The sequence below is a fragment of the Leptothrix ochracea genome, from assembly GCF_041083635.1.
GTDB lineage: Bacteria > Pseudomonadota > Gammaproteobacteria > Burkholderiales > Burkholderiaceae_C > Sphaerotilus > Sphaerotilus ochraceus.
In genome coordinates this window covers 1-15,868 of sequence record NZ_JBFPHB010000040.1, presented here as the reverse complement: position 1 = coordinate 15,868, position 15,868 = coordinate 1, and the positions used below count along the sequence as shown (strand labels likewise).

General features: G+C 59.8%; 10 protein-coding genes and 1 pseudogene. 4 read left to right on the top strand and 7 right to left on the bottom strand.

Going from position 1 to position 15,868, the window contains the following annotated elements; all coding sequences use genetic code 11:
* The first annotated feature begins 444 nt into the window (after nt 1–444).
* Nucleotides 445–1,035: a phosphatase domain-containing protein gene (locus tag AB3X39_RS12500; RefSeq protein ID WP_369417714.1), complete on the top strand. Its 591-nt coding sequence runs from the start codon at nt 445–447 to the stop codon at nt 1,033–1,035.
* Here AB3X39_RS12500 and AB3X39_RS12495 read toward each other — a convergent pair.
* The 6 genes from AB3X39_RS12495 to argH form a co-directional block, all read right to left on the bottom strand.
* Nucleotides 1,023–5,450, bottom strand: coding sequence for a translocation/assembly module TamB domain-containing protein (locus AB3X39_RS12495; protein WP_369417713.1), 4,428 nt, complete (start codon nt 5,448–5,450; stop codon nt 1,023–1,025). The genes AB3X39_RS12500 and AB3X39_RS12495 overlap by 13 nt on opposite strands.
* Nucleotides 5,451–5,452: 2 nt before the next feature.
* Entirely contained in the window at nt 5,453–7,210 is a 1,758-nt protein-coding gene (locus AB3X39_RS12490) for an autotransporter assembly complex protein TamA (protein ID WP_369417712.1), read from the bottom strand.
* A 240-nt stretch (nt 7,211–7,450) separates the two neighbouring features.
* Entirely contained in the window at nt 7,451–8,491 is a 1,041-nt protein-coding gene (locus tag AB3X39_RS12485; protein ID WP_369417711.1) for a hypothetical protein, read from the bottom strand.
* Between the two features lie 12 nt (nt 8,492–8,503).
* Complete coding sequence (locus AB3X39_RS12480) at nt 8,504–9,718, bottom strand: hypothetical protein (protein ID WP_369417710.1); 1,215 nt, start codon at nt 9,716–9,718, stop codon at nt 8,504–8,506.
* 522 nt (nt 9,719–10,240) lie between these two features.
* Nucleotides 10,241–10,555 (bottom strand): YkgJ family cysteine cluster protein, encoded by a 315-nt coding sequence (locus AB3X39_RS12475; RefSeq protein WP_369417709.1) that lies wholly within the window; start codon nt 10,553–10,555, stop codon nt 10,241–10,243.
* Nucleotides 10,552–11,982, bottom strand: coding sequence for an argininosuccinate lyase (gene argH / locus AB3X39_RS12470; RefSeq protein WP_369417708.1), 1,431 nt, complete (start codon nt 11,980–11,982; stop codon nt 10,552–10,554). The genes AB3X39_RS12475 and argH overlap by 4 nt, the downstream gene beginning before the upstream one ends.
* 216 nt (nt 11,983–12,198) lie before the next feature.
* Between argH and AB3X39_RS12465 the strand changes: the two genes are divergently transcribed.
* From AB3X39_RS12465 to AB3X39_RS12455, 3 genes are all read left to right on the top strand, one after another.
* Nucleotides 12,199–13,431 carry a sensor histidine kinase gene (locus AB3X39_RS12465; protein ID WP_369417707.1) on the top strand — a complete coding sequence of 411 codons (1,233 nt, stop codon included), beginning with the start codon at nt 12,199–12,201 and terminating at the stop codon, nt 13,429–13,431.
* A 33-nt stretch (nt 13,432–13,464) separates the two neighbouring features.
* Nucleotides 13,465–14,286 carry a LytR/AlgR family response regulator transcription factor gene (locus tag AB3X39_RS12460; RefSeq protein WP_369417706.1) on the top strand — a complete coding sequence of 274 codons (822 nt, stop codon included), beginning with the start codon at nt 13,465–13,467 and terminating at the stop codon, nt 14,284–14,286.
* A gap of 142 nt (nt 14,287–14,428) precedes the next feature.
* Entirely contained in the window at nt 14,429–15,628 is a 1,200-nt protein-coding gene (locus AB3X39_RS12455; protein ID WP_369417705.1) for a hypothetical protein, read from the top strand.
* Nucleotides 15,629–15,633: 5 nt separating this feature from the next.
* Here the strand turns inward: AB3X39_RS12455 and AB3X39_RS12450 are convergent.
* A pseudogene (locus AB3X39_RS12450) lies at nt 15,634–15,868 on the bottom strand (hypothetical protein); the annotation flags it as partial.

Below are 15,868 nucleotides of genomic sequence, written 5' to 3'. Positions count from 1 at the left end.
ATAGTGCGCCCGTTCTCGCCCATGCAAGTCCTTATCCGGCTTGAGATCGATTCGCCAAGGCAGTTAGAATGCGCGCCACGCCTCCGTAGCTCAGTGGATAGAGCGATCCCCTCCTGAACAAGTTGGGCACCCATCGGCGAAAGCGATGACGTGAATGGAATCAAAGTCGGTGAACTCGTCCTGATGATGCAGACGACAACGCCGAGCCAAGTTCAATGCCTTGCTGGTGTTGAGAAGGTGTAGAGACTAGACGGTTCCGGCCTAACGACATGCGAGGCATGTCTAGGGTCAAGGCATAGTCCAGACCACGAACGCATGAGTCACCTATACGCATGCGGCGGCGAAAGCCGAAGTGGGATGAAGGGATAGGTCGCAGGTTCGATTCCTGCCGAAGGCACCACATCTTCCTGATTGCATCCTCGCCTGAAAACCATGAAGTTAACCATGTCCAAGGGGATGCGCCGTGCACTGATGAGCGCACTGACTCTGGGGGTGCTGGGGGTGCTTTTCTTCTTGGCGATCGGGGGCTGGTATCTCTGGACCCAGCACGACCGCAACTTCCACACGGTCATCCCGGGCGTTTTGTATCGCTCAGCGCAGATGAATGGCGACCAGATCAAGTCCCGGGTCGAGGCCTCTGGCGCGCGCGCCATGCTCAATCTGCGTGGGTTGCGTCCGGGCCAAGATTGGTACGAGGAGGAGATCGCTGTGACCAAGGCCATCGGGATCACCCATCTCGACTACGGTATCTCGGCCAATGCACCCGTCACACTCGCACAGATGAAAGAGATTCTTGCGCTGATCGAGCAAGCGCCTAAACCGCTGCTGATTCACTGCGAAGCGGGGGCCGACCGGACGGGATTGGTCGTGGCACTTTATTTGTTAACGCATGGTCGCAGTGAGGCTCAGGCTCGTGAAGCCTTGGCCTTGCGTTTTGGGCATTTCCCCTACCTGATGTGGGCGAGTACCCAAAGCATGGATGACAGCCTCGATCTTTTTGTCGCCGATTTCAAGACCCACCCTCAAACGCCTTGAGGCCCATCCTTGGTGATTTCTGGGGCTGCCGGGGTGGGTTCGATCACGGGTTCAGGCGGGCGCCAGCGCCAGATCCAAATCAGATCGATGGCCCGATCTGATCCTGATTGGGCCCGCAGCGTGAAGCGCTGCGCAATACGGTAGATCAGTTGCCACGTCCCTGAGGCGGCGTTCAGGCTTCGTTCGTAGCCGACATACCAGCGTCTTGAGAGTTGTTTGCCCAAAGACACCACGGTTTCTGCGGCATCACCGTCAGATTTGCGCACCGAGACCTGATCAAGCCCCACACGTTCGAGCAGGGAAGGACTGTCCCCCTCACCGGAGATCAATGCATAGGCCGCACGTTGCAGCAGCGCCAAATCCGTGCGCCCGAGTCCATCGGGGGCCCGGCCCAAGATGAGCCATGAGAGTTTGTCGGTGTCGTTCAACGCCGGATCGCTGAACAGGCGAACACGCATGTTTTCGACGGTACCCGTGACAGCCACGCCGACCCGGACTTCATCGATATCTGGTCGTGTGGCTTCGATATCCAGTTGTGGATTGCTGGGGGGGCCCGTGAAAGTCATCCGTCCTCGATCGATCGCCAGTTTTTGTCCGTAGGCGGAATAGGTGCCATCGTCACCGGTATGAATGGTGCCGTGGATCGCCAGTTTTCCTCCTGGGTTGGACAAGGCGAGTGAGCCCACAAGCGCGGTGTGAAGGCCTCGGCCTTGCACGGTAAAGGCATCACCCATATCGAGTTTCATATCGACCACGGTATTGCGCGCTGATGCTGTGGGACTGCGGGGCGGCGCGTCTTCAGTGCGCTTGGTCTGCCGGGGTAGGCCATGGGCGGTGCTGACCAACACGTCATCCGACAAACCCGGGGCATCTCCTTGACTGAAGTCGATGTGACCTTCATCGGCACGCAGCGCCCCTTGAATCGACGTGCGTTGTTGATCGATCTCTATCTGGGTGGTGCCGCTCACCACCACACGACGATCCACCCGCTGTAGCAAGGCAAAACGTTGTGCCGTTGCGGTCATGTGTGCGTGGGGATGGCTGGCATTGAGGACCAGATCGCCACTGGCTTGCACGTGGCCCTCCCCAGCTTTCATCGTCAATGTTTCGATGTGCGCGGTGTTGCCTGTCAGGGTGGCTTTCAATTCCGCATCGTGCCAATCGATGCCGTTCAGCGCGTTTTGGATGCCAATCTTGGTGCCATGCATGTCTCCACGAAGGTTGGGATTGCCCAACTGACCTTGAATGCGTGCTTGGGTTTCAAGCTTGCCGCTTAGAAGCCAGCCGGGAGGAAGCCATCGCCCCCAGCGACCGAGTTCAGCAATGCGCACATCAAGACTGCCATCGATCACATCTTCCTTGGTGGGCCAAGGAGATTGGGTGCTGCGGGTCTGGAGATTTTGTTGGCCCTCTAAAGAGCCCAAATGGCCGCCAGCCACGTGTTGTTGTAGTTGCCAGTGGCCTTGATGACCCTGTAAGGCCAAGCGCAATTCGGCCAGTCCCAAGGGCTGTGGGCCCAGTGGATTGTCTGGATCATTCACCTGCAAGTCACCCGCCAGACGCTCCAAGGCGATGTCCGCCGAGAGATTGCGTGGGTCCAGCGAAAGATTGGCATGACCGCCCATTTTCAAATCACCCTCCCAGCCAAAACCGGGTTGTGCGCGTGCCAGTAGTGGGGCGATCTCAAGCGGTTCCAACCTTGATCGGAAGATGAGGTGCGGTGTTGTGCTGTCGGCCTGGGTTTGAAACAGGCATTCATCCAGCACCAAATGCAAGGCGAGCCATTGAAGCCGGGTCGGCTGGATTCGGAAGGTCTGAGACCGTTCATCACGGTGATAGCTCAGGCTGGTTGGATCCAATTGCAAGAAATCCGGGGCCGATGCGGGCGCTTTGGCGTCTTTCAGATGCAAAGCTTGAATCTCGCCTTCCCAGTGATCACTGCCGGAATCACTCTTGGCGGTCTCGGGGTGGATGTTGGGACTGGGGTGATGTTGCCAGCGTCCATCGGCCAACAGCTCCATACGCAAGGGCGTGGGCAGCATGCTGTTGAGTTCGCCGGTGGTGGGGTCGGAGAATTGGGCGAGCGATTGCAGTTGCAAGCGGTGGCGGTTGGCGCTGCCTTGCACCGTCAGTTCGGTGCTCCCCAGATGCAGCCCCGGCCAAGAGGCTTCCCCAAGGCTTGCTTGGATATCGAGTTGATCGCGAGGATGGCTGCCGGCATCAAAACGGGTTTTGAACTTTTGCAGATGCAGCCCCGGCTTGTGATCCCGATGGTTCGGGTCCATCTGTAGGTCTTGGGCTTGGGCATGACCACTGGCGTAGGCATCAGGCCAGCGGCCCTGAATGTCAACGTCCATGTCCAAATCACCCGCGATATCGGCTGAACTGCCGACGAGGTTCAGCCAAGGTTGGAGCCGTTGCAAAGCGGGGCTGTGGAGTTTGACGTGCCACTGATCGTTGGTGGGATCGGTGTGCCAAGTACCGCGTACGCTGATATCGGTGGAGTTTTGCTTGGCGCCCAGTTGCCAGCTCGTGTCCACGCTCAAGGGCCAAGGCGCGGCGTGTTCATTCTGGGGTGTCGCCCCTTCTTGGGTTTGCAGACGCAAGGTGCCGGTCAACGCCAGGCCCGCCAGCAAGCTGTCACGGAGTTGCACCAGGGCGTGGCCTTGTAGGGTGCTCATCAGCGCGGGCGAAGCATCCAAGCGATCGAGCCTGTCAAAGACGGCGGTCGATTGGCGTAGATCCGCCGTGATCGTGCCGTCCAAGCGCGTGGGGGGGGCTCGCCACGGTTGCTCAGCCGCGTCCCCGGGCCACCAGATGCGTGGATCGAAATGTTCGAGCGTTGCATCCACACCGACATGGTGCTGCGCCGATGACACTTGGTGTTCCCATTGCCCTTGCGCATGGAGGATGGCCGTCCCGGCTTGAGCGTGAAGTTGTTCGATGTGTAGGCGCTGTGGCGTGATGCGACCGTTGAGTTGAAGTTGGACCGCAGGCACGTCATGGGGCGCCAGTTGCTGACCACGCAGATCGGCTTTCACACTCATGAACAGATCTGAAGCCCCTTTGAGCCAGGCCGTTGAGGTCAGTGGCCAAGGCAGTTGCGCCTCGACCGCCAAGGGGCCGGTGATCTCGAAGGCTGGGCCATGTCGATCGATGTCGGCGGGATGCAGTTGGGCGATGTAGGTGTCAACTTGTAGGCTCAGACGCTCAGGTTGATGATGCTCATCAAGCACCCACTGACCATGGCCCTCGATCTTGGCTGGGCCGGCGGTGTTCGGTTCTCGGTGCAGTTCCGCCACAAAGTTTTGAACATCACCGCTGGTGATGCCATGGTTGTGTTGCGCCGTCATGTGGCACTGCAAGCGACTTACTGGCAAACCGTGACGGTCAAGGCGGTCCGGCTTGGCATTGCGCAGATCGGCCTGCACTTGCCAGCGCATGGATGCGGCTTGCCACTGCGTTTGCACATCGCCACTGAGGAGGGTCTGAGGCGCATGGGGGTGCAGGGCCGCAAGATTGAGTTGATCTGTATGCAGATTCAACTGTGGCAAGGGCCATGGCGCAAAGGGTTGGACCGTGGCTGTGCCTTGAAGGGTTTGGGTCCATCCGTGCAGATCGACCTGCACCGTCATGGTTTCGAGCCCCCCTTTGGCGATCGCTTGGGCTTGCCAAGCGATGGGCGCGGTTGCGGTCGTCTCGATCGTGGCTTCAACGTTCAACTTGAACGGTGCCGTCGAGGCGATCTGCCCATGGCCTTGCCAGCGTAGATGTGACCAAGCACCCTCCACTCGGTCGATGTGGTGCAGCCCCAACGGGCCGGCAGCCAACGACAGCCGTGCCTTGAGATGTTGCACAGGCTCATCGCCCAAGGCCGAAAGGGACAAGGTTTCCAGGGTGACGTTCTCAATCTCCAGTCCGATGGGGAGCACCAGTGTGCTCGGGGGCATGAGGGGCGATGCGGGTGGTGGGGGGGATGTTTGGGTGGGGTGATGCAACGTCACACTTTGGACACGCACATGGTCAAAGTGCAAAACAGGCCATGGCGCCACGCTGATTCGGTCCAAGTGCCAATCCACGTGATCAATCACCAAGGTTTGGGTGGGGTTGATGGCCCAGCGGATCTGTTGGATCTGTCCTTGACCCAACAGGGCCCCTTCGGCGTGCTCAAGATGGAGCGATGGCACAACGCGTTGTGCCAGGCTCGCCACGGCTTGCGTGCCCCACGAGGTGCTGACCAGCAAGGCCAGCAAAAGGCCCACGACAAGCAAGAGCGCGCCGATCAGGAGCATCGGCACGATCACCGCCTTGGCGATGCGCCGCCGCCATGCTCCCCCACCGCCGCCAGCGGCCGTGCTGGGTGATGGCGGTGTGGGGGGTGTGGGATCAGGCTGAGCCAGCGGTGTGGGGATCATGCTCAGAAGGTGATGCCGATGCTGAAATGCAAACGCAAACGCTCAAGGCGTTCGGCCCACGCCAAATCAATGCGCAACGGGCCCACGGGACTGCGCCAACGCACGCCCAAGCCATAGCCTTTATCGGGTTTGAACGCTGCCCAGTTGACGGCCGCTTGGCCTGCATCGTAGAAGGCTGCCCACCACCACGCCGGTGTATTGCGGGTGAAGGGGTGCGCGATCTCGAAGCTGGTGGTTCCCAGCACATGACCGCCAATCGCCGTGCCATCCAAGGCTTGGGGGCCGAGGGATTGGTAGGCATAGCCCCGTATGGACTCATCACCACCGGCTCGGAAAAGCAAGGTGTAGGGCACGCTGGTGCTTGGAATGGGCGAGAAAACTTGTCCCAGTTGGATCCGTCCTTGGCCGTACCATGAGTCTCCCAGCGGGTAATACCCTGTCACGCGCAATGTGCCGCGTGAGAAGTAGCCACTGTCCGTGAGGGTGTGGAACGAGCGCCCCACGCCAGCTTCAGCGGAAAGACCGACCCCTTGTGTTGGCAAGATGGGGTGATCGAGATTGCGCCAGACCCATTGGTAATTCAGGGTGGCGGAGGTGGAGTCATCGGTGAGGCTCGTCCCATAGGTGGGGCGCGTGGTGGCCCGTAGCCATTCGAGATAGAACAGGCGTTCGATCCGTTCGCTATCTTGAGTTCGGCCCACACGGACTCGCTCGTTGGTGATCACCAAGCCCCCGGCTTCCGTTTGCGAGAGGGCGCCGGACAGCAGATTGCGAAAGGGGCCCAGCACGGGATGGGAAGTCAGATCCAGCGAGACCAGTTGTTCCGTCCGACCCCATTGCACTTTGGTTTTGCCTTGCCAAGGTTGATTGGCAAAGCGTTGATGCAGGTGTTCGAACGTGACGCGTGGCCCGGCGTTGTCGGAGTAACCCAGACCGACCGTGGTTTGGTGCAAAGCCCGTTCACGCAGGTTGATCGTGATCGGTACCGACTCGGGGTGATTGGCGTCAGGGTTGAAGGTGACGCCGACCGTTTCAAACAAGGTGGTTTTGACGAGCCGGTCTTGGAAGTCAAGCAGCGGTTTTTCACGCAGCGGCTCGCCCTCACCGAAGGTAAACAAGGGAAAGATCCCGTCATAGTTGACGTGTTCCAGCCCGTTGACACTGATGCGACCGATGCGATATAGCGGGCCACTGTCCAACACCAAGGTCAAGGTGGCTTGATGGTTGATGGGATCGATCTGGGCATGGGTACTTTTCCAAGCTGCATGCGTATAGCCTTGGGCACGCAACAACGCGATCAAGGTGGCCTTGGCATCACTCCATGAGGCTTGGGTGAAGGGATGGCCTGGTTGCAGGGCCCATTTGTCATGCAGTCGAGCCATCAGCACCGATGGGGCTATTTCGACGGCATCAGGATCGACGCTTGCTGTGGTTGGAAGCGCGGCGCGTTCGGCCAAAGCCCCTTGCACGTCGAGATGAAAAGCTTCCACGCGTGTGATGGGGCCAAGGACAACGTGCACTTTGAGATGCAGATGCGTCACGGCTGGCGTAGCGAGCATCTCAACATGGGCGGTGCTACCGAAATAACCTTCGGTTTCGAGCAATCCCCGGACTTGCGATGGTGTTGCTGCGATCAATCGTTGCAGTTCGCTGCGGGCAATGCGGTCATTGCCCAGTCGTTTGAAGCGACTTAGATCGAGGTATTTATCCAGCAACGGCTTTAAATCATCCGGCGCATCCAGATCCGTTTGCCAAGTCACATGTCCGGTTTCAGGGGCGTCATCGCTGGGCGTTGCGGCGAGCGTCCCGTGGGAGACAACGCAGCAGCCCAAGATCCCAACCAGCCATAGGCTACGCCTTGCTTGGGATGCTCTGAACGATCGGCGAGTGTGTGCCATGAATGTAGGACCCGCCATATGAGCGCTGTAGGGGTGCTATTTATGCGCTATTGAGGGGCGCTATTGTGGCCGATACTGCTGTCATGCGCGCCCTCCATGGGTTCAAAAATCGGCTTGAATACCGGTGCTGAGCCAGCCATAGAGATGGTCCATGTGTTGCGCGGTGAGCGTGTTGTAGCTCATTGGCATCTCGCCGACCCAAGATTGGGTCATCACTTGAGCGCGGACCACCAGCGACCAGCCGGGTTCGATCTGATACCCCATTTGGGCGATGCCGATGTGGTTGCGATCGACGGGACGACCACCGCGTTGCGTGATCAGGCGATCGATGTGATCGCGGTCGAGTCGCTGATGTTCGTAGCCGAGTTGCATCGACCATGAGGGCGGCATCGGCAGCGACCAAGAGCCGCCGAGATGCCAAAAACGCGCTTGGTAACGGGTCTCGCCTTGAAGATCAAACGGCAACAGGTTCAGCGGTACACGCACCGTCATCGGACTGGGGCAACTTGGCGCGGGCCGAGCGATGAGGGCCGTGGTATCGAACTGCAAGCGATAGGTGCATCCCGACAACGTCGCCTGACCCGAGATGTCGCTGTGATCGACGCGGCTTTGACCTGCGCCGACAAAGGCCGAGAGTCGGTACGCGCGCCAGCTACCGATCAAATCAGCTTGCAGCTGGGTGTCGCGTGGTTGATCGATGCGGATCTGTTGCACCGTGGCTCGCAAGCCCATGGCTTGCAGACTCAGGGTGCTGGCGCGCTCAATGGCTTGAGACTGATTGCCCCAGCTGGAGAGCCGTACAGCGTAGGACTGATCTGCACTCCGATCGTCGTTCATGCGCCATTGCACCCCCGTTTGCCAACTGGTGACCCGAATGACACTGTCTCGATCTTGCATGTTGCGTTGCCAAACTTGGCCCTCCAAACGCAAGCGATCGGCATGAGTTCTCAGCAGGCCACGGACGTGTTGGCCGGCATAGTCACCGATGTGTGTGCCTTGGAGTGCCGGGTCTTGTCCACGTATCTGAAAGACATCGATCTGTGAGTTGACCAAGTCGCGCATGACCTCGATCTGCACCGGATTTGAAGCCTTGGCCCCGCCAAAGCCGACCGAGGCCGCCTGAAGCAGGGCGTCTAAGGGCATCCGTTCTAACCATCAGAAGTGCAACAGACCGGCGAGGCTCGGTCCGCTGATGATCGGGCCCGAGCGAGTGACGCGCATCGTGCCCGTGGCTAGCGCGGTGCCATCGGCTTGGCGCAGGATCAAGCCACCGAGCACGATCTGTAGATCAAAGTCTCCGGTGGTGTTGAGCAAGCTATCCAAGGCTTGAGCTTGGGCCGGAAACTGGCGCAGCAGCAAGGCTTGGAGACGTGCCGGGCTGGTGCTCAAGCTGATGGCCCCGGCGGTTTGGATCACGTCAGCGCCGACGTTGACGATGCCTTGGCCTTCGGTGCCGACTTCGATGCCGCTGGCGCTGCGAGCGTAGGCGTGCAATTGGGCCCCCGCCGGAACCACGATGCTTAGACGGGTGAGGTCCGCTGGATCACGCTGCAATTGCACGCGGTCGAGCAGCACTTCGAGCTTTTTCAGGCTGTGGCGATCCGTGACCGTCAAACCCAAAGCGAATTCAGTGCGACCCTCTGGCAAGGCAAAGGCCGTGCTGCGTAAAGGCAGCTCGATGCTGGCGAGGCTGCTGAGTGTTTGGCCACGGAGATTGAGGCCGGTGGCGGTGAAGTCCGCCAAGGTGGCGGTGATGGCTGGGCCTTGGGTGGGCGTGATCAGCATCTGATCTTGGGCGACGTAGATATATTGCGCTGCTTGCACAGCGGTTCTGATCGTTGAGACAGCAACACTCACGGATTGGGCATTAGACAGGTTGGTCTGGGTAATCAGTGTCGGTACGGCCCCATTGCGCAAAATATCGGCGGCGTCCGGCATATTCTTCTTGGTAAGAATCACGCCGACTGAGGATGCAATGCCTTGTGAGGCAATGGAGGCGGCATTATCTTTCTGATTCGCCGACCAAGCAGCGATGTGGTCAAGACCGCGACGGGCGGTGCGTTGAATCACTCCTGATATCACGGTGGTGTCCGAGAAGATCGATGCACCAGATACTGTGCTTTGGTTTTGCTTGAGAATTTCTTGCGTGAGGGTTTTGGCTGATTCTCGAAATGCCGTCTCACCGCTTCCACCGGCCGCCACGGACGTTTCTGCAATGTCATTGAGGATTTTTGCCGCCGCCGCCGCTGCCATGGCCGTTTGTGCCGGTTGAGCCACCGGATTGAAGGTGGCGGGATCTTGAACCCCCAAACCCATGGTCTGCATCACCGCTTGGAAGTCGGGCGTCGATAGACCGCTTTCAACCTGCATGGTGGTGAAGGGGGAAATCACGCTCGAACCGGCGAGGGCGCGATAAGAACCCTGGGGTGCGCGCTGCGTTGTTTTGTCGATGCCGGTGCCCGCGACAGAAACAATCGGCGCGGCGCATGTCGAGGAGAAAACAAATTGACCGTTTTGATCGGTGACAGATGAGGTTTCACCGGCCTCTAAAATGCCATTGTTATTTTGATCGCAAAATACCGTCGCGCCGATGATAATGTCATCCACAAAGATACCGCTTGATGTCCCATGGGCCGGGTTGGTGGACATACCGCATCCAGAGAGATAAAAAGCCATTCCGATGGAAATGGCCAGCGCGCTTAACTTTGGCATGGATAGACTCCGAAAACCTGAGGGGCTTGGTTGGCTCAGGTTTCAAAGTATCCGTGGATAAAGTTTATCGATGTGTTGAATAGTTGTTAAATCAACACCCAGTGCGTGATAAATGAGGGACTTTTTCTGACGTTGTGATGCATGCCGTGGGGCAAGCGGTTTTTTTACAACAAGGCTTCTTCATAGGGGTGCTAGGCCGTAACGGCGGCGGGCGCGGTTGCAGGCCGGCTCGCCGGCACTGAACTCTCGACAGGGGGAGGGGCGCCATTCGTAAATGCCACAGGTGGTGTGTTCACCGACTTTGCCCATCAGCGCTGCGCAGCGTGGTTGGGCGTGGTCGGTGCCGCGCAGGCGCATCAGGCCCGGGAGCAGATCCACGGCCAGTCCGTCCGGGACATGGCCACCCTGACTTGAGAGTTCTTCGCTGGCAAAGTCCACCCGAAAGCAAGCACAGCAAGCGCCGCAGTTCAGGCAGGGGTTGCTCAGCAGGCTCATGCCAGTCGCGCCTGGTGGCGCGCAATCTGTGCTCGCACTTGGCTCGGTGCCGTGCCACCCAAGGTGTTGCGGGCGTTGAGCGAGCCAGCCAGCGTCAGCGCTTCATGCACATCGGCGGTGATGCTCGCGTTGTAGCTCTGTAGCGTCTCCAGCGGCAACTCAGACAAATCTTTGCCCAGAGCGATGGCGTCTTTCACAGCGTGTGCCACCACTTCGTGGGCGTCACGGAAAGGCAGGCCCTTCTTGACCAAGTAGTCGGCCAAGTCGGTCGCGGTGGCGTAGCCCTTGAGCGCAGCGCGCTCCATGGCGTCTTTTTTCACCGTCAGGCCGCCAGCGCGGCTGCCGTCACTGGCGACTTCGCCGCCGATCATCTCGGCCATGATGCGCAGCGTGTCTTTGACGGTATCGACCGTGTCAAAGAGCGGCTCCTTGTCTTCTTGGTTGTCCTTGTTGTAGGCCAGCGGTTGACCCTTCATCAAGGTGATCAGACCCATCAGATGACCGACCACGCGGCCCGACTTGCCTCGGGCCAGCTCGGCCACATCGGGGTTGCGCTTCTGCGGCATGATGCTTGAGCCGGTGCAATAGCGGTCCGAGAGGTTGATGAAGCCGAAGTTTTGGCTCATCCAGACCACGATTTCTTCGGCCAGTCGGGAGACGTGCACCATCACCAACGTCGCAAAGCTGGTGAACTCGATGGCAAAATCACGGTCGCTGACGGCGTCAAGGCTGTTTTGGCAGACGGCTTCGAAGCCGAGCGTGCGTGCGACGCGTTCGCGGTCCAGCGGATAACTGGTGCCGGCCAGCGCCGCCGAGCCCAGCGGCAGGCGGTTGACGCGCTTGCGCAGATCGGCCAAACGTTCAGCGTCACGCGCGAACATCTCCACATAAGCCAGCAAGTGGTGCGCGAAGCTCACCGGCTGGGCGACTTGCAAGTGCGTGAAGCCCGGCAGGATCACCTCGACGTTTTGGCTCGCCACATGGACGAGGGCGCGTTGCATCTCGTCAAGCAGCAAGGCGGTGGCGTCGATCTCGCCGCGCAGCCACAGACGCACATCGGTGGCCACTTGATCGTTGCGGCTACGACCTGTGTGCAGGCGTTTGCCCGCGTCGCCCACCAAGCTGGTCAGGCGGGCCTCAATGTTCAGGTGCACGTCTTCCAGATCCAACTTCCACGCGAAGGTGCCGGACTCAATCTCAGCGCGGATCTGGCCCATGCCGCGTTGGATGTCGGCCAAGTCCTGTGCGCTGATGATGCCTTGTGCTGCGAGCATCTCGGCGTGCGCCAAGCTACCGTCGATATCTGCTTGCCAAAGACGCTTGTCAAAGAACACGCTGGCGGTGTAACGCTTGACCAGTTCGCTCATGGGTTCAGAAAACAGGGCGGACCAGGCTTGGGATTTCTTGTCGAGTTGGTTGCGGTTCATGTTCTGGACGTGTTCTGATAGAGGGCTCGCAGCTTTGAATTCGTTCTGGAGGCTGTGGGAAGGGGTTTGCTCCCCCCCGAACCCGATGAAAATCAATTGTTAAGCCCGAAATGCGTGGGCTAGGGCCGCGAGGTTAGCGACAATTCGCACAGTTGTGGAAATTTTAGAGATTGCTTCCGGCGTTGCACGCTGGTGCGGTCGTTGATTCAGCCGTCGATGCCGACACGAGACCCCTTACTGGATTTTCCCATCGAGCCGACCCAGCCCTTGGTGCACACCGCCCCAGGGGATGTCGGCGGCGAGAGCTACCGTCATCGATCGGGATCGGCGCAGGTGCGTGCTTCTGCCGATGAGCGCTCGGGGGGCGGGCGTGACGGCTCATCAAGTTATGACGCTCGCCAAGGGAAAAGTCGCAGCCGTCGGTTGCCGGCCATGCCGGTGATTCGTAAAGTCAAACTGGCCATGTCGGCCTTTGATGTTTGCCATGTTGGCGTGGTGCTGCGCGCGGTGCTGTTTGTGCATGGCACGGTGACGTTAGGGCTACTTTTCACCTCTCAGGATTGGTTGGCTTGGCTTGCCAACGGGGCCGTCGCGGCCACCATGACCTTGCCGGCAACGTTGGCTTGGTTGATTTTGGCTTGTTTGGGCCGTCGCAAGCTGGCTGCCCAAACGGTCGGTGCGCAGTGGGTGGCGGCGATTTTGTTGGGGGCCATCTGTGCCATCTACGGTTGGGGGCAGATGGTTTTGTTGGACTTGGCTCCCGTGGTGGAGTTGGGTTGGTGGCCGCCACTTGCGGTGGGCATGGCGCTGTCTGCGGCGTTGTTCTTGTGGTTGCGTCAGCGAGCCGGTTTGCAGTTGCCAGCGGCGGCAGCGGCGCGCTTGGCCGAGTTGCAGTCGCGCATCCAACCGCATTTCCTCTTCAATGCGCTCAACAGCGCGATCGCCTTGGTGCGATCCGACCCTGAGCGGGCGGAGTCGGTGATGGAGGACTTGGCGGAGTTGTTTCGCGCCGCCTTGGCCAGCTCTTCCGCCACGCAGACCTTGGGCGAGGAGCTGGCGCTGGCCAAGCGTTATCTAGAGATTGAACGGGTGCGTTTTGGTGAGCGGATGAAAGTTCGTTGGGAGCTTGACCCAGCGGCCCACTCCGCCTTGCTGCCGGTCTTGGTGTTGCAGCCGCTGGTGGAAAACGCCGTCAAACACGGTATTGAACCCTCAGAAACCGGCGGTGAGATCCGTATCCGTACCCGGGCGCGTCAAGGCCAAGCTCGCATCGAGATCAGCAACACGGTGCCTCCGGTGCCGGGTAAGGCGGGGATGGGCGTGGCGTTGCGTAACGTGCGCGAGCGGCTCATCCTGATGCATGACGTGAGTCTGCGTTTCGAGGTCAGTCGTGTGGGCACCACCAGCTTTCGTATCCGCATTGGTGTGCCGCTGACGGGGCGTTATTGAACTGGATGAGGCGATATAGGAGAGGGTACGGCCATGTTGTCTTCTTCCAGCGATGTCGCGCCTGCCCTGCGGATCTTCTTGATCGATGACGAGCCGTTGGCTCGGCTGCGGCTGCGCCAACTGTTGGCCGATATGGTGGTGCCGACAGTCACCGTGGTGGGTGAGGCCGGCAGTGCAGCTGCTGCCCTACAGTGGTTATCGCAGCATCGCGCTGATTTATTGCTGTTGGATATCCGTATGCCGGGCTTGGACGGCTTGGCCTTGGCTGAGCGCTTGCGCCACTGGCACGACGTGCCAGCGGTGGTGTTTGTCACCGCTCATCCTGAACATGCTCTGGCTGCTTTTGACGTCGAGGCGTTCGATTACCTGACCAAACCCGTGCGACGTGTTCGCTTGCAAGAGGCGTTGATGCGGGTGATGCATCGCTTGGGGCGAGCGCCTCGAACGATGGTTGAGACCACCCATCCCATGGGCTTGGAGGAAGAGCCCGCCATCATGGTCAGCGTGCGCGGTCAGGTCATTCGTGTGCCTTTGACCGAGGTGCTCTATCTCAAGGCCGAGCTCAAGTACGTGACGCTGCGAACCGCCCGCAGCATCTTTGTGCTGGATGAGTCGCTGACCGATCTTGAACCCCGTTTGGGCCCGCGCTTTTTGCGTGTGCATCGCAATGCGTTGGTGGCGCGTCAGGCGATTCGGGAATTGATGCGCCGTCCTGCTGCGGCCCCTGACAGTGACGATGAGCGTGATGGTGGCGAGCTTTGGTCGGTGTTGATTGCCGAGGTCGATGAATGGTTGACTGTCTCGCGGCGGCAACTTCCAGCGGTGCGTGAAGCCTTGGTGGCTGAGGGTTTGTGAGGCTTGCGGCCCTCGCTCTGTAACGATGTGCGGCTTCTTACGCACGCATCGTTGCAAAGGCCATGGTGATGGGTGTTGGTGCGAGCGTAGGATGGTTTTGTGTCCCCATCGATCCATCCGCTCTTTGATTCTCGGAGTTGTTATGAAGCCGAATCGCTCGCATGTTCAAGGGCCTCTTGCGCTTGAGGCCTGTGCTCATCCCTTCACACCGTCATCGACTTGGGCGATGCCTCGCTGGGTCGCCGTGGCGGCCATGACCCTTGGGGTGGTGGCCGCATCCGGTGGTGTCGAAGCCCAAACACCGCCGGTGGTGGCCGGGTGCACGATCTTTCCGCAAAGCGCGATCTTCAATCAGCGTATCGATGATCCAGCGCGTTTCCCGGTGCACGCCAGCAGTGCCAAGTGGATCAAATCGGTGGGCGCTGCCAGGCAGCTTCACGCGGATTGGGGCACCAGCGAGGATGCCAATCAGCCGGGTAGTTACTACGGCATTCCCTACAACGTGATCGATGGCAGCCCGGCCACCACGGCGTGGCCTGTTCAAGCCTACGAGATCGTCGATCCACGTGATGGCAATGGGGCGGGTGTCCCAGCAGAGAGTGACTGTGCTGTTCTGACGAACGGCACGATGTCGATGCGTCGCGGTTGTTCGACCGTCCCGGTCACGGAGCGCCGCTTCCCCTATCCCTTGGATGCTGTGATCAAAGCGGAACATGGTCACTGCAATGATCCCGAAACCTGTGGTGATCGCCATGTGTTGGTGCTGGAACGCGGTGCCACGTGCCGACTCTGGGAAAGTTACTTTGCCTACCAAGTCGCGGGTCAATGGAAGTCGTATTCGACGGCCGCTTGGGACTTGGGCTCATTGGCGATGCGGCCTAAGGGGTGGACGTCAGCGGATGCGGGGGGCTTGCCGATTCTGCCGCTGCTGGCACGCATCGATGAGGCCGATGTGGGTGAGATTCACCACGCCTTGCGAGTGACCTTCCGCGACGGTGTGCTCGACAACAAGTTTGTTTGGCCAGCGGGTCACACCGCCGGCAACGCCGTGAACCACGGCATTCCCTTGGGGGCGGTGATGCGTCTGAAGGCTGATTTCCAACCGCCGTTTTATTGGGCAGCCCAAGCCCGAACCTTGGCTCGGGCGATGCAGCAGCACGGGGTCTACGTGGCTGATTTGGGCTCGGACTTCTTCATCCAAGGTGAGCCCAGTGTGCGGTGGAGCAGCGTGGCCATCAAGCAAATCCAAGGTCTGAAAATGAGCGACTTTGAATTTGTGGATCTGCATGCCATCACCAGCGATCCACGCTTCAAGCCGGACTCTTTCCAGGCGGCTTGGTAATCGGCTTATTTGACGCTGATCTTGGCCGTGACTTGGGTCGCCGCCTTCCATGCGCTGTTGCCCGCTTGATTGGCGGCCAGCGTGCAGGTCCCGGCCCGTGTCCCGCTAAAGACGGTGAAGGCCGTGCCCACGGCCGTGACCGAGCAGATGGTCGGCGTGGTGCTCGTGACCGTGACCGCCAGTCCCGAGTTGCTGCTGGCTGTCAGCGCGGCTGAACTGCTCAACGCCAGCTTGGTGGGC